General features: G+C 67.9%; 18 protein-coding genes. 8 read left to right on the top strand and 10 right to left on the bottom strand.

Annotated elements, in window-relative coordinates; translation table 11 throughout:
• The first annotated feature begins 286 nt into the window (after positions 1-286).
• Positions 287-1,333: a patatin-like phospholipase family protein gene (locus tag Q4I23_RS03610; protein WP_498525335.1), complete on the top strand. Its 1,047-nt coding sequence runs from the start codon at positions 287-289 to the stop codon at positions 1,331-1,333.
• 6 nt (positions 1,334-1,339) lie between these two features.
• On the opposite strand, the gene Q4I23_RS03605 is transcribed toward Q4I23_RS03610, so the two are convergent.
• Both Q4I23_RS03605 and Q4I23_RS03600 read right to left on the bottom strand, forming a co-directional pair.
• Positions 1,340-2,299: an SAM-dependent methyltransferase gene (locus Q4I23_RS03605; RefSeq protein ID WP_454018538.1), complete on the bottom strand. Its 960-nt coding sequence runs from the start codon at positions 2,297-2,299 to the stop codon at positions 1,340-1,342.
• Between the two features lie 9 nt (positions 2,300-2,308).
• Positions 2,309-3,286, bottom strand: a complete 978-nt coding sequence (locus Q4I23_RS03600) for an alpha/beta hydrolase family protein (RefSeq protein WP_454018782.1) — start codon at positions 3,284-3,286, stop codon at positions 2,309-2,311.
• A 201-nt stretch (positions 3,287-3,487) separates the two neighbouring features.
• On the opposite strand from Q4I23_RS03600, the gene Q4I23_RS03595 reads away from it, so the two are divergent.
• A complete protein-coding gene (locus tag Q4I23_RS03595; RefSeq protein ID WP_237903411.1) occupies positions 3,488-3,754 on the top strand; it encodes a (2Fe-2S)-binding protein in 267 nt (88 codons plus the stop codon).
• 511 nt (positions 3,755-4,265) lie between these two features.
• Entirely contained in the window at positions 4,266-4,586 is a 321-nt protein-coding gene (locus Q4I23_RS03590) for a hypothetical protein (RefSeq protein WP_014240637.1), read from the top strand.
• A gap of 27 nt (positions 4,587-4,613) precedes the next feature.
• Here Q4I23_RS03590 and Q4I23_RS03585 read toward each other — a convergent pair whose 3' ends face one another.
• The 3 genes from Q4I23_RS03585 to Q4I23_RS03575 all read right to left on the bottom strand — a co-directional run bounded on the left by Q4I23_RS03585 (position 4,614) and on the right by Q4I23_RS03575 (position 9,136).
• Complete coding sequence (locus Q4I23_RS03585; RefSeq protein WP_498525334.1) at positions 4,614-6,377, bottom strand: sensor histidine kinase; 1,764 nt, start codon at positions 6,375-6,377, stop codon at positions 4,614-4,616.
• A gap of 133 nt (positions 6,378-6,510) precedes the next feature.
• Positions 6,511-7,113 (bottom strand): response regulator transcription factor, encoded by a 603-nt coding sequence (locus tag Q4I23_RS03580; RefSeq protein WP_237903409.1) that lies wholly within the window; start codon positions 7,111-7,113, stop codon positions 6,511-6,513.
• Positions 7,106-9,136: a sensor histidine kinase gene (locus Q4I23_RS03575; RefSeq protein ID WP_498525333.1), complete on the bottom strand. Its 2,031-nt coding sequence runs from the start codon at positions 9,134-9,136 to the stop codon at positions 7,106-7,108. Before Q4I23_RS03575 ends, Q4I23_RS03580 begins: the two co-directional genes overlap by 8 nt.
• A gap of 150 nt (positions 9,137-9,286) precedes the next feature.
• Between Q4I23_RS03575 and Q4I23_RS03570 the strand changes: the two genes are divergently transcribed.
• From Q4I23_RS03570 to Q4I23_RS03560, 3 genes are all read left to right on the top strand, one after another.
• A complete protein-coding gene (locus tag Q4I23_RS03570) occupies positions 9,287-10,297 on the top strand; it encodes a TRAP transporter substrate-binding protein (RefSeq protein WP_454018542.1) in 1,011 nt (336 codons plus the stop codon).
• Positions 10,298-10,419: 122 nt separating this feature from the next.
• Positions 10,420-11,118 carry a TRAP transporter small permease gene (locus tag Q4I23_RS03565; RefSeq protein WP_454018543.1) on the top strand — a complete coding sequence of 233 codons (699 nt, stop codon included), beginning with the start codon at positions 10,420-10,422 and terminating at the stop codon, positions 11,116-11,118.
• Positions 11,115-12,413 carry a TRAP transporter large permease gene (locus Q4I23_RS03560; RefSeq protein WP_454018544.1) on the top strand — a complete coding sequence of 433 codons (1,299 nt, stop codon included), beginning with the start codon at positions 11,115-11,117 and terminating at the stop codon, positions 12,411-12,413. Before Q4I23_RS03565 ends, Q4I23_RS03560 begins: the two co-directional genes overlap by 4 nt.
• 90 nt (positions 12,414-12,503) lie before the next feature.
• On the opposite strand, the gene Q4I23_RS03555 is transcribed toward Q4I23_RS03560, so the two are convergent.
• The 3 genes from Q4I23_RS03555 to Q4I23_RS03545 all read right to left on the bottom strand — a co-directional run bounded on the left by Q4I23_RS03555 (position 12,504) and on the right by Q4I23_RS03545 (position 15,394).
• Positions 12,504-12,860 carry a zinc ribbon domain-containing protein YjdM gene (locus tag Q4I23_RS03555; protein ID WP_498525332.1) on the bottom strand — a complete coding sequence of 119 codons (357 nt, stop codon included), beginning with the start codon at positions 12,858-12,860 and terminating at the stop codon, positions 12,504-12,506.
• Between the two features lie 119 nt (positions 12,861-12,979).
• Positions 12,980-14,578, bottom strand: coding sequence for a methyl-accepting chemotaxis protein (locus Q4I23_RS03550; RefSeq protein WP_498525331.1), 1,599 nt, complete (start codon positions 14,576-14,578; stop codon positions 12,980-12,982).
• Positions 14,579-14,638: 60 nt separating this feature from the next.
• Positions 14,639-15,394 carry a transporter substrate-binding domain-containing protein gene (locus tag Q4I23_RS03545; RefSeq protein ID WP_498525330.1) on the bottom strand — a complete coding sequence of 252 codons (756 nt, stop codon included), beginning with the start codon at positions 15,392-15,394 and terminating at the stop codon, positions 14,639-14,641.
• Between the two features lie 223 nt (positions 15,395-15,617).
• On the opposite strand from Q4I23_RS03545, the gene Q4I23_RS03540 reads away from it, so the two are divergent.
• Both Q4I23_RS03540 and Q4I23_RS03535 read left to right on the top strand, forming a co-directional pair.
• On the top strand, positions 15,618-17,669 hold the full coding sequence (locus Q4I23_RS03540) for a molybdopterin oxidoreductase family protein (RefSeq protein WP_498525329.1): 2,052 nt from the start codon (positions 15,618-15,620) through the stop codon (positions 17,667-17,669).
• Between the two features lie 118 nt (positions 17,670-17,787).
• Positions 17,788-18,882 carry an NAD(P)H-dependent flavin oxidoreductase gene (locus Q4I23_RS03535; RefSeq protein ID WP_498525328.1) on the top strand — a complete coding sequence of 365 codons (1,095 nt, stop codon included), beginning with the start codon at positions 17,788-17,790 and terminating at the stop codon, positions 18,880-18,882.
• Positions 18,883-18,892: 10 nt separating this feature from the next.
• Here Q4I23_RS03535 and Q4I23_RS03530 read toward each other — a convergent pair whose 3' ends face one another.
• Together Q4I23_RS03530 and Q4I23_RS03525 are read right to left on the bottom strand one after the other, a co-directional pair.
• A complete protein-coding gene (locus tag Q4I23_RS03530) occupies positions 18,893-19,930 on the bottom strand; it encodes a GGDEF domain-containing protein (protein WP_498525327.1) in 1,038 nt (345 codons plus the stop codon).
• 121 nt (positions 19,931-20,051) lie between these two features.
• A complete protein-coding gene (locus Q4I23_RS03525) occupies positions 20,052-20,564 on the bottom strand; it encodes a pentapeptide repeat-containing protein (protein ID WP_454018551.1) in 513 nt (170 codons plus the stop codon).
• Positions 20,565-20,577: the final 13 nt, after the last annotated feature.

Raw genomic sequence — 20,577 nt, 5'->3', positions numbered from 1 at the left:
CGACATTGGACGCTTCCAGTTGATGTTTGGTTAACGTCGCCCGGAAACTCTTTCATCCATCGCAATGCCACAGGTAATCGGAAGAAAAACTGATGCAAGTCAAATAGAGGGCAAAAGCGGGTACAATTTTCGGCATCCCCCATGAGGAGGGCTCCGGGCGCGTCCCGCGTCCCCCGGATGGAAGGGTTTCCACCGACGGTCCGATGCTCCAAATCCCTTTGGACACCCATCGACGCGTCGGCGCCGGACAAGCCTGACCAAGCCCACAAGACATGAGGTGCTGGCGGTGAGCGGACTGAAGATCGGACTGGCCCTGGGCAGCGGTGCGGCGCGTGGCTGGGCGCACATCGGCGTTCTGCGCGCGTTGGAGGAGATCGGGGTCGAGCCCGACGTGATCTGCGGGACCTCCATCGGCGCGGTGGTCGGCGCGGCCTACCTGACGGACCAGCTGGACGAGTTGCAGGCCTGGGCGCAGAGCATGGGCTGGCTCGGCATGCTCGGCATCATCGACCTGACCTTCCGCCGCGGCGGGCTGCTGGCCGCCGACCGCACCTTCGACCGCTTCCGCAACCATCGCACCGAAGTCACCATCGATCAGCTGCGCAAGCCCTTCGCCGCGGTCGCCACCGACCTCGGCACCGGACGGGAGATCTGGCTGCGCGATGGACCGATGCTCAGCGCGGTGCAGGCGTCGGCCGCCATGCCCGGCCTGTTCCCGGCGGTGCGGCGCGACGACCATTGGCTGGTGGACGGCGCGCTGGTCAACCCGGTGCCGGTGTCGCTCTGCCGTGCGTTGGGGGCGGACGTGGTGATCGCGGTCAACCTGAACAGCGAATTGTCGCCGTTAAGCCGCCCCTCGGGTCGCGGCGCCGCAAAGCTGCGCAAGGCGGCGGAGGCGAAGCCGGCCCAGATGCAGGCGTCTCAGATGCAGGAGGCCCAGATGCAGCAGCCCCAGCCCGTGCCGGAAGTGGCGATGGCCCCGGCGGGGGATGCGACCTCGCCCGTCTTCTCCACCCTGACCTCGCAGATCGCCTCCTGGATGGGACGGCGTCCGGCGGCACGCACGCGCTTCCTCGCCGACCAGCTGACGCGCCCCCCGGCTTCCAACGTCCCGCCCAATGTGATGGACGTGATGGCCGGGTCGATCGACATCATGCAGGACCGCATCACCCGCTCCCGTCTGGCCGGCGAGCCGCCCGACGTGCTCATCGCGCCACGCCTCGCCCACATCGGCATCCTGGAGTTCGACCGCGCGGAGGAGGTGGTGGAGATCGGCTACGGCGCCGCTTCGATCCTCAAACCCGCACTGGAGCTGGCCCTGCGCCGGGCGTAGCCTCGCTCAGACGGGAGCCGCCGGCCACATCCAGGTCAGCTCGTGCTTGTTGTGGTTCAGGTGCAGCACCCGCCCGCCGGGGATCGCGGCGAAGGCGCGGGCCGTCTCGTGGTCCGTCTCAGCCTGGAACTTCAGCGTGCAGATGAAGCGCTTGGCCAGCCCGCTCTCCATCCACTGATTCACCAGCCGCAGCAGGCGCGTGGGGTAGCAGATCACGTCGCAGCACAGCCAATCCACCGGCCCGACGTCCTGCGGCTTCAGGCCGAAGGCGCTCTCCTGGCGGAACTCGATGCGCGGCAGGGCGGCGATGGCCGGATCGAGCGGCGCCTTGTCGACGCTGACCACGCTGGCGCCCAGCTCGTGAAGCACCCAGCTCCAGCCGCCGGGGCAGGCGCCGAGGTCGATGCAGCGGTCGCCCGGCCCCGGCTGTTCGCCGAACAGGGTCAGCGCTTCCCACAGCTTCAGATAGGCGCGGTTGGGCGGCACCGTCCGGTTCTCGACGAAGGTGACCTCGCCGTGGCGGTAGGGGCTGGAACAGCGCGCCGCCGCGACGATGGTGTTCTCATCCAGCAGCGTCCAGGAGCCCAGCGGGGCGGTCGGCAGCGGCGATGGGAAGACCACCGGCTTGGCCGAGACATGGGGCAGGTTGTCCTGGATCAGGCTGGCCCGGCGGTGATGGCGCAGCGTCCAGAGCGCCCAGTTGCGCTGGATGGAGCGCAGGGCCCGCGCGCCCTCCTTGATCGACGCGAACTCGATCCGCACCGGGTCGTGCCAGATGTTCTGGGCCCAGGCGGCGGAACGCGCCGGCCCGTCGGCGAAGACCAGCCGGTCCTCCACCGCCGCCACGTCGCCCAGTTCGGCCACGAGGTCCTGAACGAAGCCCTCGGGCGCCAGATAGATGGTCTGCCCCAGGGGGGTGTGCGCCGGCAAGGGACGGGCGGACGAAGTGTCGGATGAGTCGCTCATGCCGAGGGGCTAGCGCCCCTGGCGTTCGATTGCAAGAGCGCGGTCGAAGAAATCGGCGATCTCCGCGTTGAGCCGCTCGTGAAAGGCCGCGCGGTCGAAGCCCGGCGGGTCCCAGGCGGGCGGCCCGAGCTCCGGCGCAAGGGGCGCCGGCACCGGCATCATGAAGGCGAAGTGCCCGGCATCGCGCACGACGTCGTATTCGGGTGGCACGGGCAACCGGTCACGCAGGCCCTCGACCTGGGAAGCCGCGATCTGCTCGTCCTGCTCCGCCCGGTACAGGCGGATGGGAATCGTCACCCCGGCGAGGCCGTCCTTGGAGAAAGGAACGCCGACCGGCGCCATCAGGACGGCGGCACGGATGCGCCGGTCGCGCGCCTCGACACGAGCCTGCGTCTCCTCGTTCCCAAGATGGCAGAAGCGCTCACCGGCGGGCGGGGTGTGGCAATGGGCGGCGATGCGTCCCAGCTCAGCCACCCCGCCGGCGGCCACCAGAACCGTGTAACCGCCGGCCGAGAAGCCGAGCGCGCCGACGCGTTCGCCGTCGAGCCGGCCGGCCAGATCCGGGTCTGCCAGAACGTGATCGAGCGCGGCGGAAAGCTGGGCCGGGCGGTTCCGCCACATCCGTTCCGTGCCGGCGTCCCGGTCGTCGTCGAAGGCGTTGCCCCGGTGATGGACCGTCGCGACCACATAGCCCCGCCGGGCCAGAGCCATGGCGGTGTCCGCGTGGCCGAAAGCGCTTCCCCCGGACCCGTGGGACACAACCACCAGCGGGTGGCGCCCCTCGGCCACCGGCCCGCCCTCCGCCACCCGGAACGTGAAGGGGCCGCGCCGCACCGGCGTTTCCGGCGCGTCCGTCGGATACCAGACCACCGCGCGGGCCATGCCGCCGTCCGCCGGATCGGTGAAGGCCAGCACGCGCATGCCCATCTCCGCCGCGGCAGCACCAGCCCAAAGGACCGCGCCCCCGGCGATCAGCAGCCACCCCATTCGCAGCACCACATCCTCCCACCGCGTGAAGAAAGGCATCGACGACGGAGGTAGCCGCATCCCCCGTTCGCCAGGGCTGTGACATTCCGCCGCAATCCGCTCAAATTTGGTCGTCATGATTCAGATCAATTGACAATCATTCTCAGTCGCAGCACATTGGCCCCAGCACGACCGCACAACACGCACCGCTGCCGGGGGCCCATGTACGTCTGCATCTGCCATGCGCTGAACGACAAGCAGGTTACCAAGGCGCTGGAGAATGGCGCCCGCACCCCGGCCTCCGTCTTTCGGCATTACGAGCGTCAGGTCCAGTGCGGCAAATGCGTGCCGATGATGCGGGAGATGGCCCAAAGCCATTGCGCGAACCAGTGCGAGGCCTGCCCCAGCCACGCCGCAACGCAGCAGCCAGCCCTGTTGCCGGAGCCGGCCAACGCCGATAGCTTCCCCTACGGCGTCGCGGCCGAGTAACGGGCGCCGCCCTCCCCCTCCCTCCAAGTCACAGCAACAACAGCCGCCATCCCTTCGACGCAAACGTCTCCTTTAATCCAGAAGTCCGCCGATTTATTTCGAGGCTGGCTCACCGTTTTTGTGCCGCATTTCTGCCTCTCGGCACCAATCGGGATCTTCCATTGGGCTGCGACAAATCGCCATAGTCTTATACCCCTGGCCCGCTTGACGGGGCGGGGCCGATGATGCAGAAAGAGTCCGGACGGATTCAAGAAATCCGAAGACTTCGGAGCGGAATGGAACGCTTCCGATTGGGCCAGATACACAAAACGTCAAGTTCTTGGGAACTGGAAATGCCTTTCATACGTCTATGAAAGGCAACCAGAGGGATTTCTTATTTTGGCGCCGCAGCAGAGATTTTGCTGCAACGCACAGAATGCGGAAAATGTCATCCGCAGTGCAGCGCCGCCCCGGACCATAAGCCTGACGATCAGGCGAACGGCCCCAAGCGATCCGAAGGGAGGAGCGAGAGATGAGCTGCCGCAACCGGCACGCTTACGACGTCGAATGCCGCGACCTTCTCCAGGCAACCGCCGACCGGCTGGACCGGCTGCGGTCGCTGGTGGAGCGGTCCGGTCCCGAGGCTCGTGAAGCCATGAGCCGGGAGGACATGGAACGCGCGCTGGACGCCCTGCGCGGCCAGCACAACCGGCTGTGCGCCCGCGTCGAGGCGGCGCGCATCGCCACGGACGATGCCTGGGCCTTTGCCCGCGCCATCGCCGACCAGGCCGCGGAAGAGCTGGTCAGCGGCCTCGACCACATGGAAGCCTGCCTGAGGCGCAAAGCGGCCTGACCGCCACGGACCCGGCACCGGACCGCATCACTCCGCCTTGAACAGCAGGACGGCTCCACGTTCGGCGGGCGGAGTGGGCGATGGGGTACCGGGAAGGACGATGTTCACCACCGTGCCTTCTCCGGGGGCGCTGCTCAACGTCAGCCGACCGCCGTGGGCTTCCACAAAGCGCTTGGCGAGCGGCAGCCCCAGCCCCGTGCCGGAGTGGGCCTTGGTCATGTAGCTGTTCACTTGGCGGAACGGCTCCAGCGCGATCTTGATGTCCTCCGGTGACATGCCGATGCCCGTGTCGGCGACGGTCAGCGACACGCAGCCGTCCCCGCCACGCGCCGCATCCACACGCACCCGTCCACCCGCCGGCGTGAATTTGATGGCGTTGGACAGCAGGTTCAGGACCGCCTGCCGCAAGCGCATGGCGTCGGCCATCACCATCAGGCCGGATTCGACGGGAGAGCATTCCATCCGCACCCCCTTCTGGCCGGCCAGCGCCTCCACCAACTCGACGCACTCGCCGAGCAGGACGGCGACCTGAACCGGCTCCGGATACAGTTCCAGGCGCCCCGCCTCCACCTTCGCCATGTCCAGCACGTCGTTGACCAGCGACAGAAGATGCTGGCCGGAAACATGGATGCTGGCGATGTACTCCTGATGCTTCGGCGGGCTTGAACCGAACAGGCCGGACATCAACGCCTCGCTGAAGCCGATGATCGCGTTCAGCGGTGTGCGCAGTTCGTGGCTCATGTTGGCGAGGAAGTCGGACTTTGCGAGGTTCGCGGCCTCCGCATGCTCCTTTTCCGCCTCCAGCCGGCGGCGCTGCTCCGCCAACATGGCCTCGCGGGCCTGACGGGCCTCGCGCTCCGCATGGCGGCGGCGGCGGACATGGCGCGTCACCACCAGCGACAGCACCAGCGTCGCCAGACCGGCCCCCGCCGCACCGGCCAGGACGGTGGTGCGCGTCTGGTTCAACTGCCCGCTGATCTGCTCGAACGGGACGGCCACGATGATCGACCATCCGGTCTGCTGCGAGCGGTGGACGAGGACCAGCGCCTCATGCCCTTCCCGGGTCGTCGCCGAGAACAGCTTCGGATGCGGCTCCATCAGCCGGGGCACCATCATATCCCTGACCTTCTGACCGACATGCAGGTCAGGGTCATGGGAGCGCGCGGCGATGACCATGGAGGGATCGACCACCGACACCGTCCAAGCCGGAGGAATTCCCGATCCTCGCAGCACGGCGCCCAACCCATCCAGCCCGACCGCCAGCGACAGGACGTGCCGGACGGGCGCGCCCGGAGGGCCTTCCGGGTCCAGGATCGGCGCACGGACGATCAGTGCCGGGCGTCCCGGCGGCCCTCCCGGGGGCAAAACCCCACCGACCACCGTCCGTTGCGTGGTGACCACCTGCCGGGTCACCTCGTCCAGACGCGGGGGCGGCAGGGGGACGCCCAGCGGATATTGGGTATGGAATTGAAGGGACATATCCTCCACCCTCACCATTCCGATCGCCAGCCAGCCCGGCTGGCTTCGCACGGCCTCCGCGGCCTCCGACTTCAGCAGGGCGAGATCGTCCACCGTGTTGCGGCTCAACGCGGCCAGAAGCTCCAGAGGGCGGGCCTTGCTTTCCAGCTCCCGGTCGATGGCGACCATCACGGAACGGGCCTGCGCCGCCAACTCCGCCGCCAGCACGTCCTGCTGCCGGAGATCCAGAATCCAGACCACCACCGCCAGAAACAGCAGCAGCGGGGCGATGGCGGCTAACCCCAGACCAAGCGTCGATGAGGGCAGGCGCAAGGCACTCTCCGACCTTTGACGGAAATGGAATGGCGACCGGACTGGACAGGGGAAGGCAGCATGCACGTCCTACCCCAATGGGTCGCCCGCATCGGTCCGCCTGTCAAGCCCGTCGGTTGCTTTCCTTTGCTCCTCACCCCACCGCCGCGAGTATGCGGGCAAGCTCCACCGCCGTCTTGACGCCCATCTTTTCGAAGACGTGGGCGCGGTGCACCTCGACGGTCCGCATGCTGATCCCCAGCTCGTCGGCGATGACCTTGTTCAGCTTGCCGGCCACCACCAGCCCCATCACCTGCCGTTCGCGCTGGGTTAGGGTCGCCAGCCGGGCGGCGACGCCGGCCTGCCCGGCCTGCCGCGCCCGCTCCCCGGCGTCGAAGGCCAGCGCCTCGATCACCCGGTCGACGAGGTCGTTGTCGTTGAAGGGCTTCTCCACGAAATCGCGGGCACCCTTCTTCAAGGCCGACACGGCGATGGGCACGTCGCCGTGGCCGGTCAGGAACAGCACGGGCATTCGGCAGCCCATGGCGGACAGCCGGTCGAACAGCTCCAGCCCGCTCATCCCCTCCATGCGTATGTCGAGCAGAAGGCAGCCGGCCATGGCCGGATCGTAATCGGCGAGGAACGCCTCCGCCGACGGCCAGGAGGCCACCGGAACGTTGCGGGACTGGAACAGCCAGCCGAGAGCGTCGCGGATCGCCTCGTCGTCATCGACGATGTGCAGCTTTGGCTCACACATCAGTCGCTCTCTCGTCGTGGGAGTCCGCCGCGCCGGTCACCGACGGGTCGCACAGGACCGGCAGGGAGAAGAGGAACACGGTGCCGCCGTCCGCTGCGGGCTCGAACCACAGGCGCCCCTGATGATGTTCGATGATGGACCGGCAGATGTTCAGGCCCATGCCCATGCCCTCGGTCTTGGTGGTGAAGAAGGGAGAGAACAGTTTTTCCGCATTTTCGGGCGAAATGCCACAACCGCGGTCCTGGATGCGCGTCAGGACCGCCCCGTCCATCGCCTGCACCGTCACGCTCAGCCGGCGGCGGTCGCGGCGGGTCGAGGCCATCGCTTCGATGCCGTTGCGCATCAGGTTCACCACCACCTGCTGCAGCAGGATGCGGTCGGCCATCACCGCCGGCAGGTCACGCCCGATCTCCAGCACCAACTTAACCCCTTGCTGGCGGGCGTCGGCCTCCATCAGCGCCACGCAATCCTCCAGAACCTCGGACAGGCAGCAGGGAGCGACGTTCGGTTCGCTCTTGCGCACGAAGTCGTGGATCCGGCGGATGATCTGGCCGGCACGCTTGGCCTGCCCGGACAGCTTCTCCAGCGCCGTGGCCAGCTCGTCCGGCCGGATGCTGCCGGCTTGGAGGCGGTTGAGGCAGCCGGTGCAATAGCTGGCGATGGCCGACAGCGGCTGGTTCAGCTCATGAGCCAGGGTCGAGGCCATCTCGCCCATGGTGATGAGCCGTGCCGTCTGCTGGAGCCGTTCCTGCTGCTGGCGGGCCAGCTCCTCCGCCCGCTTGCGCTCGGTGATGTCGAGGACGGAGCCCATCCAGCCGGTGTGCCGCCCCTTGGCGTCGATCAGCGGGGCCTCGTAGATCAGCGCGTCGAACCGCTCGCCGTTGGCCCGGCGGAAGCGCAGCTCGAAGCCGTTGGCCGGCGCGTTGCCGGCCAGGACGGCGCGGAAGACCTCCTCGGTGTGGACGAGATCCTCGGGCAGCCAGTAGGGCATGATCGGCCCCGCCCCCACCAACTCCTCCGCCGACCAGCCGACCATGCGGCAGAAGGCCGGATTCACATAGATGATGCGCCCGTCCAGGTCGCGGGCGCGCATGCCCACCGTCAGACTGTCCTCCATCGCCTTGCGGAAGGCGTGCTCGGCGCGCAGGGCCTCCTCCGCCCGGATTCGCCGGGCGATGTGGCGGCGCACCGCCCACAGGCTCCACAGGGCCGAAACGGTCAGCGCGAAGATGGCGGCGATCAGGATGTTGCGCCCGAGGTTGCCGGACAGCTGATGCAGCGTGGCGACCAGGGTCAGGCCATGCCCCGGCGGATCGAAGGGCACGATATGGCTGCGCCGGGGCTCCGGCATCGCGATGCGCGACTTGGTCCCTAGCACCCCGCCGTAGGGGTCGATGACTTCCAGCTGGTAGCGCTGGGCGAACCACCAGGGCACGTGATGGGTCAGCAGGGCGTCGATCGACAGCACGCCGGCGAGCGCGCCCGCGAACTGGTCCCCGCGGAAGATGGGGATGACGATCTCGAAGGCGGTGTCCGCGGCCCCCAGCCGGTAGGGCGCCGAATAGGCGCGGCGGCCCGAGGAGCGGGCGATCAGGAAGGCGTCGGCGCGCGGGCTGGGGCCGAAGGCGTCGTCCAGCGCCGGCCCATCGTCCACCGGCGGCTCCGACCGCACCGGCCGTCCCTGCGGGTCCAGCCGCACCACCCGCTGGATCGCCGGATTCACCGTCACGATGTGGCGCGCCATCACCGAGTAGTTCACCGGTGTGGTGTCCTCGCGCCCCAGCGATTCGGCGAGATACTGCAGCTTCTCCTCGTCGGAGGTGAGCTGGAAATGCAGGTTCTGCTCCACCCACAGCACGTCCTTGATGAGGGTGAGAGTCTCCTCCTCCCGCTCGCTGCGGTGGAGCACCCACAGGAAGACGCCGAACAGAAGGACGACCAGCGCCATCGCCACGATGGGCATGGCCTGGACCGGGCCGCGCTGGCCGAGGCCATGGGCGGCGCTGGCCGCACCGCCGGTCATGGGGGGGAGAGGTGTTGGCACGGCAACCAATATGTCACGTTCACAGCTACGGATTTCCACAATAGCGTCAGGGGAGAAATTATCGAACAATGAAAGAATACCAAAGGCCGGACCATCAGTCTGACCAACAACAAGTGGAGGATGACCCCTATGAAGTTCGTTTCGCTGCTGTGCGCCACCGTCGCCGCCGGCTGCCTGATGGCCGCCACCGCCGCCACCGCGCAGGAGCCGATCGTCATCAAGTTCAGCCACGTCGTCGCTCCGGAAACCCCGAAGGGCAAGGGCGCCGAGAAGTTCAAGCAGCTGGCCGAGCAACGCACCGCCGGCAAGGTGAAGGTCGAGGTCTACCCGAACAGCCAGCTCTACAAGGACAAGGAGGAGCTGGAGGCCCTGCAGCTCGGCGCCGTGCAGATGCTGGCCCCGTCGCTGGCCAAGTTCGGCCCGCTGGGCGCCAAGGAATTCGAGATCTTCGATCTGCCCTACATCTTCCCCTGCAAGGCCGCCCTGGTGAAGGTCACCACCGGCACGATCGGCAAGCAGCTGTTCCAGAAGCTGGAGAACAAGGGCATCACCGGTCTGGCCTATTGGGACAACGGCTTCAAGATCATGAGCGCCAACAAGCCGCTGCACGCCACGGCGGACTTCAAGGGCCTCAAGATGCGCATCCAGTCGTCGAAGGTGCTCGACGCGCAGATGCGTGCGCTCGGCGCCCTGCCGCAGGTGATGGCCTTCTCCGAGGTCTATCAGGCCCTGCAGACCGGCGTCGTCGACGGCACCGAGAACCCGCCGTCCAACATGTACACCCAGAAGATGCACGAGGTGCAGAGCCACGCCACGCTCTCCGACCACGGCTATCTGGGCTACGCGGTCATCGTGAACAAGAAGTTCTGGGACGGCCTGCCGGCCGACGTCCGCACCCAGCTCGACGGCGCGATGAAGGAGGCGACCGAGTACGCCAACAACATCGCCCAGGAAGAGAACGACAAGGCGCTGGAGGCGATGAAGGCCGCCGGCAAGACCAAGTTCTACGAGCTGACCAAGGACGAGCGCGCGTCGTGGCGCCAGGCCATGCTGCCGGTCCACGAGGACATGGCGTCGCGCGTCGGCAAGGAATTGCTGGCGAGCATCAAGACCGAGACCGACGCCGCCAAGTGCGAGTAACACGGTTCGGGTAACCGGGCGGCACCCCCGCCCGGTCTTTCAAGAAAACAAGACAAAAGCACGGCCTTCGGCAAGCGCCCGCGCACTCGACGCGGGCGCTTCCTCCTGCGCGCGGAGCCACCATGCCCATGAAAATCCTAGACCATCTGGAGGAGATTCTTATCGCCTTCCTGATGGCCGCGGCGACGACGATCATCTTCGTCGCTGTCGTCCACCGTTATGCGTCCGGCATCCCCGTCATCCAGGACTACATCCTGCATTGGAATCTGGCCTGGGCGCAGGAACTCTGCATCTACATGTTCGTCTGGATGGCAAAGTTCGGCGCCGCGTACGGCGTTCGCACCGGCATCCATGTGGGTGTGGACGTGCTCATCAACAAGCTGTCCGTCCCGATGCGGTCGAAGTTCATCGTGTTCGGCCTGCTGGCCGGCGCGACGTTCACCGGCGTCGTCGGCACGATGGGGTCCACCTTCGTCTGGCACATGTCGAACACCGAGCAGGTCTCGGCGGACCTGGAATGGCCGATGTGGATCATCTATCTGGCGATCCCGGTCGGCTCCTACCTGATGTGCTTCCGTTTCCTTCAGGTGATGGTCAACTTCCTGCGCACCGGCGAGCTCCCGCACCACGACCACGGCCATGTCGAGGGTCTGGAGGAGGACACCACCGACCCGCAGCGCGCCGCGCAGGACGTCAACTGGTACGAGATGGACGACAACCTGCACCCGCACGACATCGCCCATCACGAGGGCCGCAAGCCCGGAAATGGCCCGGCCGCTGGCCCGACCGCCGGTAAGGGACCGAAGGAGAACGACCGATGAACGCCGCCATCATCTTCGGCCTTCTGCTGGTTCTGATGCTCACCGGCATGCCGATCTCGATCTCGCTCGGCCTGACGGTTCTGACCTTCCTCTTCACCATGACCCACGTGCCGATCGAGGCCGTGGCGCTGAAGCTGTTCACCGGCATCGAGAAGTTCGAGATCATGGCGATCCCGTTCTTCATCCTGGCCGGCAACTTCCTGACGCACGGCGGCGTGGCCCGTCGCATGATCAACTTCGCCACGGCGATGGTCGGCCACTGGCACGGCGGCCTCGGCCTCGCCGGCGTGATGGGCTGCGCCCTGTTCGCAGCGGTGTCCGGCTCCAGCCCGGCGACGGTGGTGGCCATCGGCTCCATCGTGCTTCCGGCGATGGTCGCCCAGGGCTTTCCGAAGCAGTTCGGCGCCGGCGTCATCACCACCTCGGGCGCGCTGGGCATCCTGATCCCACCGTCCATCGTGATGGTGATGTACTCGGTCGCCACCAGCGGCAGCCCGCAAGCCGCCTCGGTCGGCCAGCTCTTCATGGCGGGCGTCATCCCCGGCCTGATGCTGGCCTTCGTGCTGGGTGGCGTCACCTGGTACCGCGCGCGCAAGTTCGGCTACCCGCGTCTGCCGAAGGCCAGCCTGGCCCAGCGCCTTAAGGCTCTGCGTGAAGCGATCTGGGGCCTCCTGCTGATCGTCATCGTCATCGGCGGCATCTATTCCGGCGTCTTCACGCCGACCGAGGCCGCGGCGATGAGCGCCGTCTACGCCTTCATCATCGCGGTCTTCGTCTACAAGGACATGCCGCTGCGCGGCGTGCCGAAGGTGCTGCTGTCCTCGGCCAGCATGTCGGCGATGCTGCTCTACATCATCACGAACGCGGTGCTGTTCTCGTTCGTGCTGACGTCGGAGAACATCCCGCAGGGTATCGCCGACTGGATCGTCGCCCAGGGGCTGGGTGTGATCGCCTTCCTTCTGGTGACCAACATCCTTCTGCTGATGGCCGGCAACTTCATGGAACCGTCGTCGATCGTGCTGATCATGGCGCCGATCCTGTTCCCGGTCGCCATCAAGCTGGGCATCGACCCGGTCCATTTCGGCATCATGATGGTCGTGAACATGGAGGTGGGCATGTGCCATCCCCCGGTGGGCCTGAACCTCTACGTCGCGTCGGGCATCACCAAGATGGGCATCACCGAACTGACCGTGGCCGTCTGGCCGTGGCTGCTGGCGATGCTGGGCTTCCTGGTGCTGATCACCTACGTGCCGATCATCTCCACCTGGCTGCCGCGCGCGCTGGGGATGATGTAATCCCCGGCCCCGGGCGATGGCCCCTAAGGAAAACCCCTCGCCGGAGCGCTCCGGCGAGGGGTTTTCTCTTTTCGGGGAAGCTGGAGGACGTCACGCCTTTTTGACGAATTCCGACTTCAGATTCATCGCGCCAATGCCGTCGATCTTGCAGGCGATGTTGTGGCCGTCCGCCCCGTCGACCAGACGGATGTTCTTCACCTTGGTGCCGCCCTTGACGACCAGGGACGAGCCCTTGACCTTCAGATCCTTGGTGACCGTCACCGCGTCGCCATCGCTCAGCGCGTTCCCGTTGGCGTCCCGCACCCCCTGATCCGCCGCAGCCTCCGCGCCCGCGCCGCCTTCGGCCTGCGGGTTCCATTCATGGGCGCATTCGGGGCAGATCCACAGCATGCCGTCCTGATAGACATGCTCGGAGTTGCATTTCGGGCACTTCAATCCGTCGTCCATATCATCCTCGCCTTTCGGGAGCGGCATCCTAGTGCGGCGAGGCGAAATCGGGAAACGCAACTTGGCCGCGGCGGGCATGCGCGCCCATCGCAGGCAAGTTGCGTGTCATCGCGGGCCGTTTACGCCGCCTTGATCGAGGCCAGGAACTTCTGCACCTCGTCGCGCAGATCGACGAAGCGGGCTTGGAGGGTCTGGGCGACCTCCACCGACTCGCGGGCCGCCGTCGCCACCTCCGACGAGGCGCCGGAAGCGACCGCGATGCTGCGGGTCACGGTGTCGGCCTCGCCGGCCACGGTGCGGACCTTCTCGGCGATTTCACCGGTCGCGGCCAATTGCTGCTGGACCGAGGCGGCAATCTCCGCCGAACGCTGGCTGAGCTGGCCGATGGTTTCGGTGATGGCGCCGATGGCGGACACGGTCTCCTGGGTGACCGACTGGATGGCGCCGATCTGGGTGGCGATCTCCTCCGTCGCCTTGGCGGTCTGGCTGGCCAGATTCTTCACCTCGGACGCTACGACCGCGAAGCCCTTACCGGCCTCCCCGGCCCGCGCCGCCTCGATGGTCGCGTTCAGGGCCAGCAGGTTGGTCTGCCCGGCGATGGAGGTGATGAGGCTGGTGATCTCGCCGATCTTGGCGGCGCCGGCGGCCAGCGCCTCCACCGTCTTGCGGCTGGCGTCGGCGCGGTCGATGGCCTGGGCGGACATGGCGACCGACTGCTTCACGCTCTCGGCGATGCTGCGGATCGACTGGGTGAGCTGCTCCGCCGCCGCGCTGGCGGTCTGGACGGTGCGGCTGGTCTCGTCGGCGGCCCCGGCCACCGAGGCGTTGCACTGGTCGGCGCGCAGCGCGCTCTCCAGCATGCTGCCGGCGCTGCCCTTCATCTGCGAGGCGGCGGTGGAGGCCTCGCCGACCGTCGCCTGGACCGAACGGTCGAAGGCGGCGGCGAGGCGGGTCAGCCGCTCGCCCCGTTGCGCCTCCTCCACCTGCCGGGCCAGCTTCTCGGCTTCGAGCTGCTGGCGGTGCTGGGCGTTCTGGCGGAGCATGTCGATGGTGCGGGCCATGGCCCCCATCTCGTCACGGCGGTCCAGCGCCGGCACGGCGACCGCGTAGTCGCCCTGGGCCAGCCGCCCGACCATCGCGGTGATCTGCATCAGCGGGCGCGTGATGGCCGAAACGACGAGGTAAAGCGCCGCCATGATGGCGAGGAAGGCGACCGCCCCGACGGCGATCTGGGTCACCGCGTCGGCGGTCACCCGCGCCTCCACCCGGTCGGTGCGCAGGCGCAGGACGAACTCGCCGATGGTCTTGCGCTGCCCGGCCTGCCCGCCGACGATGGGCTTCACCACCTCGATGAAGCCCTTCGCGGCCTTGGTGTCGCCGACCTCGGCGACCACCTTGGCCTTGTCGTCGCGCACCTGGACGCCGAGGAAATCGGGGTCGGAGGAAGGCGCCTTGGCGACCTCGCGCACCTGCTCGGTGTCGAAGTCGAAGAGCGGGATCGCCGCCGCGCGGGCCTGCAGCGACGCCACCATGTCGGCGCGCGCCGCCAGCGTCTCCTTCGCCTGGTTGGCCGAGCTGTGCACGCCCCAGGCGATGGCCAGCACCTGATAGACCAGCAGAACGCCGCCGATCAGCAGCAACGCCCGCAGGCGCAGCCCCAGACCGCCACCTTGATTCCCGCTGCCCTGCGTCCCGTCTGCCGCGCCGCTGACCGTCATGATCCGCCCTTTTCTCTTGCTGAACAATCGGTTGCCGAACGGTCGGCGTCCGCCTCGGCGCTATTGGGTCGCCTTGAACCCGGCTTCGAGCTTCGCCAGAACCGCCGCGGCGTCGGGGGTCTTCTTCGACACCACGATGTAGACGTCCAGGCTCTGGACCGGCGTCGCCTTGAGGTCGGCGAGCGTCTTCCCGCCCAGCGCCTGCTGCATCGGCAGCGAATATTGCAGCAGGGTCGGCGCCCGCCCGGCCTGGAGAAGCTGCAGCGCTTGGTCAGCGGTGCGCGCGTCGACCAGCTGCACCTTGTTGGCCGGGTCCTCCATCCAGGCGCGCCAGCCGCCGTAGGAATAGCCGTTCAGCGCGATGACCGCCTTGCCCGACAAATCCTCCTTCGCCTTGACCGCCGGGGCTTCGCCGATGCCGTAGGCGTTCAGCTCGATCCGGGCGATCGGGGCGGCGCTGATCAGCGTGGTGCCGTCGAATTCCTTGACGGTGCGGATGCCCAGGAAGATGTTGAACTCGCCGTCCGCGATGCCGGAGAAGAGGCGGCGGGCCGGGGCCGATTCGGCGGTGTAGGCGATCCCGGCCGCCATGGCGGCCTTCTCGAAGGCCTCGATCAGGCTGCCCTTCGCGGCCCCGCCGTCGGTCTGGGTGTAGGGCGGGAATTCCACATAGCCGAGCTTGACCCCGTCCGCCCACGCCGTGGCGATCCCCGGAGCGGCCATGCCGGCAACGGCTCCGACCATGGCACCGAACAGGCTGGCGAACACCCCGGCCCGCAGCGTCCGCCGGGCGCCTCCGGCAACATTCGCGATCATACGGCTTCCCCTTGCTGTGTCGTTCCGCGCTCGCCTCGGCGCACAGGCCGCTTTATGCGAGTATTTTCAGAAAAACATACATCTTTCCGCGACGCACCTCCACAAGGATAGGGCTGCAATATTGAAATCTGATGGCAGTTCTTAAACAATCCTGACCGGTTGCGGAATGCCGGACGCCGGACATAAGCTGACCGTCGCTTTTTCCCCGCCGAGGCGTCCCTCCGTGAACTCCGTCTTCCTGCCGACCGCCTGCCCGCACGATTGCCCCAGCACCTGCGCCCTCGAAGTGGAACAGGTCGCGCCGGACCGCATCGGCAAGGTCCGCGGGGCCGCCGCCAACAGCTACACGGCGGGCGTCATCTGCGCGAAGGTCAGCCGCTACGCCGAGCGCGTCCATTCTCCCGACCGGCTGAGGACGCCCCTGCGGCGCACCGGCCCCAAGGGGTCCGGCCAATGGGCGGAAATCGGCTGGGGCGAGGCGTTGGACCGCATCGCCGACGCATTTCTGAACGCCGAGCGGGTCCACGGCGCGGAAGCCGTCTGGCCCTATTTCTACGCCGGCACCATGGGGCTGGTGCAGCGCGGCGGCATCCAGCGGCTGCGTCATGCGAAGGGCTATTCCCGGCAGATCAGCACGGTCTGCGACACGCCGGCCAACATGGGCTGGCTGGCTGGCCACGGCGACATCCGCGGCGCCGACCCGCGCGAGATGGCCGACAGCGACCTGATCGTGAACTGGGGCGGCAACCCGGTGGCGACCCAGGTCAACGTGATGACCCACGTCAGCCGCGCCCGCAAGGGCCGCGGGGCGAAGCTGGTCACCATCGATCCCTACCGGACCGGCACGGCGGAGGTGTCGGACCTGCATCTGATGCTGCGCCCCGGCACCGACGGGGCGCTGGCCTGCGCGGTGATGCATGTGCTGTTCCGCGAGGGGCTGGCCGACCGCGCCTATCTCGACCGCTACGCCGCTGGGGCGGACCGGTTCGAGGCGCATCTCGCCACCCGCACGCCCGAATGGGCGGCGGCGATCACCGGCCTGACGGTGGAGGAGATCGTCGGCTTCGCCCGGCTTTACGGCACGACCAAGCGCAGCTATCTGCGGCTGGGCTACGGGCTGACGCGCGCCCACAACGGCGCGGCTCAGATGCACGCGGTGTCCTGCCTGCCAGTGGTCACCGGCGCCTGGGCGCACAAGGGCGGCGGGGCGCTTTACTGCTCCTCGGGCATCTACAGCATCGACCGCACCCTGTCGGAGGGGCTGGACCGGTTGGACACCACCGTGCGCGGCTTCGACCAGTCGCGCATCGGCGCGGTGCTGACCGGGGAGGACATCGCCAGCGGTCCGCCGATCACCGCCATGCTGATCCAGAACACCAACCCGGCGGCGATCTGCCCGGACAGCGCCCGCGTGCGCCGCGGTTTCCTGCGCGACGACCTATTCGTGGCGGTGCACGAACAGTTCATGACCGACACGGCGCAACTGGCCGACATCGTCATCCCCGCCACCACCTTCCTGGAGCATGACGACCTCTACCGCGGCGGTGGGCAGATGCACATCCTGATCGGCCGCAAGGTGATCGAGCCGCAGTTCGAATCGCGCGAGAACCACTGGGTCATTACCGAACTGGCCCGCCGCGTCGGCGCCGAGCATCCGGGCTTCGGCATGAGCGCGCTGGAGATCATCGACTCCATGCTGAAGACCTCCGGCCTGACCGACGCCGCCACCCTGACAGAGCGGCGCTGGATCGATGCCCAGCCGGATTTCGAGACCTCGCATTTCCTGAACGGCTTCGCCTTCCCGGACGGGCGGTTCCGCTTCGCGCCGGATTGGGCGGCGCTCGGCCCCTACGGCGCCGGCCAGTTGCCGGACCTGCCGGACCACATGGCGCCGGGCCGCCCGGCCGATGCGGAGCATCCCTTCCGCCTCGTCACCGCCCCGGCCCGGCAGTTCCTCAATTCCAGCTTCACCGAGACGGTGACCGCCCAGCGCCGCGAAGGCCGTCCCACCGTCCTGATCCATCCGGAGGACGCGGCGGACCTCGCCCTGGCCGAAGGCGACGCCGTGCGCCTCGGCAACGGGCTGGGCAGCGTCGTCGTCCACGCCAAGCCCTTCGCCGGGGTGCCGCGCGGGGTGGTGATCGTGGAGGGCATCTGGCCGAACAGCGCCTTCCTGGAAGGGATCGGGATCAACACCCTGACTTCGCCCGAGCCGATTCCGCCGGCGGGCGGTGCCGCCTTCCACGACACGGCGGTGTGGCTGCGCGCGGCGTGACGTGGCTATGGCCTCCCATCACCGGACATGATCCGTACCATCTGAACAAATCATTTTTCACGATGGCCGGACTGCCCTAGCCTCCCTCCGCGGACCATTGAAAGCGGAGGGCGGCGCGATGCCGGTTTACACCACACTGACCCAGCGCCTGGGCCTGTCCCACCCCATCGTTCAGGCCCCGATGGCCGGGGGCGCCGACACGGCGGACCTCGTCGCCGCGGTGGGCGAGGCGGGTGGCATCGGCTTCATCGGGGCGGCCTATCTGACCCCGGACCAGATCGCCGAGCGGGCGGGCGCGATCCGCTCCCGCACTTCCCGCCCCTTCGGGATCAACCTGTTCGCCCCGCTGCCCGCGCCCGAAGCACCGGACGCCGGGAGGATGGACGCGGCGGTCGCGACCATCGCGCGCTACCACGCCGATCTCGGCCTGCCCGCTCCCGGGACACCGGTCCTGGGAGCCGACGGCTTCGCCGCCCAATTGGCGGCAGCGCTGGACTGCGGGGCGGCGGCCTTCAGCTTCACCTTCGGCATCCCGCCCGCCGACGCGCTGACCGCCATCAAGGCGCGGGGCATGCTCCTGATCGGCACGGCGACCGGCGTCGAGGAAGCCATTGCGCTGGAACGGGCCGGCATGGACGCCGTGATCGCCCAAGGGGCCGAGGCCGGCGGGCACCGCGGCAGTTTCGCTACGGGCTCGGGAGAGGTGGACTTCGCCGCCGGTCTGGTCGGCACCATGGCATTGGTTCCACAGGTGGTGGACGCGGTGAACCTGCCCGTTCTGGCATCCGGCGGCATCATGGACGGGCGCGGCATCGCGGCGGCGCTGGCTCTGGGCGCCGCCGGTGTGCAGATGGGAACCGCCTTCCTGACCTGCGCGGAGGCCGGCATCCCCGAGGCGCACAAGCGGGCGATCCTCGACGCCCGCGAGACGCAGACGCGCGTGACCCGCGCCTTCTCGGGCCGCCCGGCGCGCGGGATCGTGAACCGGGTCATGGAGGACATCGCGGACGGCGACGCCCTGCCCTTCCCCCTTCAGAACGCGCTGACCCGCCCGATGCGCACCGCCGCGGCGCAGCAGGGGCGCCCCGAGTTCCTCTCGCTGTGGGCCGGACAGGGCGTCCGTCTCGCACGGCGGCAGACGGCGGCGGAACTGATGGCGCGGCTGGTCGACGAAACCGACGCCGCGGTCCGGCGCCTGACGGGAATCACCTGATGGGCGGCGCTCAGCCCGCCACCGTCCCCTCCGCACAAACGCGGTTCCGCCCGCCGCGCTTGGCGGTGTAGAGCGCCTCATCGGCGCGGCGCATCAGAGCCAGCAGATCCTCACCGGGACGGTACTCCGCAGCCCCGACCGACAGGGTGACCGAGCCGTAATTGGCGTTGCGCGACCGGTTGATGATCTGCCGCGACCCCACGGAGGCGCGAAGCTGTTCGGCCAGCTTCACGGCGTTCTGAAGCCCGGTGTGCGGCAGGACGACGCTGAACTCCTCGCCGCCGTAACGGGCGACGGTGTCGCGCCCCTTGACCCCTTCGGTCAGCACCTTGGCGACCAGCTTCAGGACGTGGTCGCCGACGAGATGGCCATGGGTGTCGTTGAAGCGCTTGAAATGGTCGATGTCGACCATCAGCAGGGTCATCGGCATTCCGGTCTGCGCCGCCTCCTCCGCGGCGGAGGCCAGCGCCAGATCGAAGCCACGCCGGTTCGCGATTCCGGTCAACCCGTCGGTCATCGCCTCGCGACGCGCGGAATCCAGGACAACGCGCAACTCGGCCAACTGCTGGCTGGATTCGAGAAGCTGGCTCTGCAGGCGGGTCTGGCGGTCCACGATGGCGGTCGTCTCCGCCGCGATGGCCGCCACCATGGCGCGCAGCTCGGCCAAGCTCATCGGCTGGTCCAGTTCCCCCCGGAAACCGGCCAACGCCTGCCCGTAGCGGTCCGTCTCCGAGCCAACACTGCCCAACTGGTCGAGGATGCGCCCCAAGGCGACGCGCGCCCGCTCCGACGTTTCGCGGATGGCCTGGGCTTCGGCGTCGAGCGTGAAGAAGCGTTTGTACAGTTCGTCGCAATGGCCCTGCGACAGCCTGGCGCCGTCGCGCTGAGCCAGTTCGATGGCGCGCGTCAGGTCCGGGTTCTGCCCGCCAAAATAGGCGTACCAGAGGGTAAAGTTCTCCGGGTTCGGCAAAAGCCCATGGACGGCGATCCGATCCATGGCGCGGCTCGCGAGAATCCGCGCCGTCTCGAAATCCTCTTCGCCCGCCATTGCCGCCGCCTTTCCACTGCTCATAGGGAAAAAAGGCTACCGCAGCGGGAAAGAGGCGGGCAAGCAACTTTCGGGTAAGGTTATTATAATACGGTAAGAGGCAAATTTACTTGCCGTTTCATCAGTTGCACTGTCCCACGGATTTCTCGGCGCACACCGTCGTGCCGTCGATCCAGGTGGCGCCCGACAGATCGGCGTGCCGCAGGTCCGCACCGCCCAGCCGCGCCCCGGTGAAGTCGGCCTTTTGCAGGATGGCGTTCACCAGCTTCGCGTTGCGCAGGTCCGCTTCCTTCAGGGATGCCCCGGTCAGGTCGGCGCGGGTGAAATCGGCCTCGATCAGGCGGGCGCCGTCCAGCTTCACCCCCGGCATGGTGGCGCTGAAGAACTTCGCACGATAGCCGTCGGTCTCCGACAGGTCGGCATCCTTCAGCGTGGCCCGCTGGAAAGTGGCGTCGCGCAGCATCGCCCCGGCAAGTTTCACAGACGACAGATCGCGCCCGTCGAAGTAGCAGCGGCGCCAGTTGACCTTCGGCTGCGCCGGGTCGGTGCATTCGGCCAGAGCGACGGAGGGAACCAGGGCTGTGCCCAGGAAGGTGGCAAGTACCGCGAAGGCGGCGAAAATTGTCGTCTTCATGCGCCAACAGATA

This window comes from Azospirillum sp. UFLA03-27 (genome assembly GCF_059803775.1).
Note: the sequence above shows the minus strand (reverse complement) of the source record. Positions and strands in the feature narration are given on the sequence as shown.

What these genes read in the sequence shown, in the direction of transcription:
- Q4I23_RS03605 (WP_454018538.1), bottom strand. Translation starts at nt 2,299, where the DNA reads ATGAGCGACTCATCCGACACTTCGTCCGCCCGTCCCTTGCCGGCGCAC.
- Q4I23_RS03600 (WP_454018782.1), bottom strand. Translation starts at nt 3,286, where the DNA reads ATGGGGTGGCTGCTGATCGCCGGGGGCGCGGTCCTTTGGGCTGGTGCT.
- Q4I23_RS03595 (WP_237903411.1), top strand. Translation starts at nt 3,488, where the DNA reads ATGTACGTCTGCATCTGCCATGCGCTGAACGACAAGCAGGTTACCAAG.
- Q4I23_RS03590 (WP_014240637.1), top strand. Translation starts at nt 4,266, where the DNA reads ATGAGCTGCCGCAACCGGCACGCTTACGACGTCGAATGCCGCGACCTT.
- Q4I23_RS03580 (WP_237903409.1), bottom strand. Translation starts at nt 7,113, where the DNA reads ATGTGTGAGCCAAAGCTGCACATCGTCGATGACGACGAGGCGATCCGC.
- Q4I23_RS03575 (WP_498525333.1), bottom strand. Translation starts at nt 9,136, where the DNA reads ATGACCGGCGGTGCGGCCAGCGCCGCCCATGGCCTCGGCCAGCGCGGC.
- Q4I23_RS03570 (WP_454018542.1), top strand. Translation starts at nt 9,287, where the DNA reads ATGAAGTTCGTTTCGCTGCTGTGCGCCACCGTCGCCGCCGGCTGCCTG.
- Q4I23_RS03565 (WP_454018543.1), top strand. Translation starts at nt 10,420, where the DNA reads ATGCCCATGAAAATCCTAGACCATCTGGAGGAGATTCTTATCGCCTTC.
- Q4I23_RS03560 (WP_454018544.1), top strand. Translation starts at nt 11,115, where the DNA reads ATGAACGCCGCCATCATCTTCGGCCTTCTGCTGGTTCTGATGCTCACC.
- Q4I23_RS03555 (WP_498525332.1), bottom strand. Translation starts at nt 12,860, where the DNA reads ATGGACGACGGATTGAAGTGCCCGAAATGCAACTCCGAGCATGTCTAT.
- Q4I23_RS03550 (WP_498525331.1), bottom strand. Translation starts at nt 14,578, where the DNA reads ATGACGGTCAGCGGCGCGGCAGACGGGACGCAGGGCAGCGGGAATCAA.
- Q4I23_RS03545 (WP_498525330.1), bottom strand. Translation starts at nt 15,394, where the DNA reads ATGATCGCGAATGTTGCCGGAGGCGCCCGGCGGACGCTGCGGGCCGGG.
- Q4I23_RS03535 (WP_498525328.1), top strand. Translation starts at nt 17,788, where the DNA reads ATGCCGGTTTACACCACACTGACCCAGCGCCTGGGCCTGTCCCACCCC.
- Q4I23_RS03530 (WP_498525327.1), bottom strand. Translation starts at nt 19,930, where the DNA reads ATGGCGGGCGAAGAGGATTTCGAGACGGCGCGGATTCTCGCGAGCCGC.
- Q4I23_RS03525 (WP_454018551.1), bottom strand. Translation starts at nt 20,564, where the DNA reads ATGAAGACGACAATTTTCGCCGCCTTCGCGGTACTTGCCACCTTCCTG.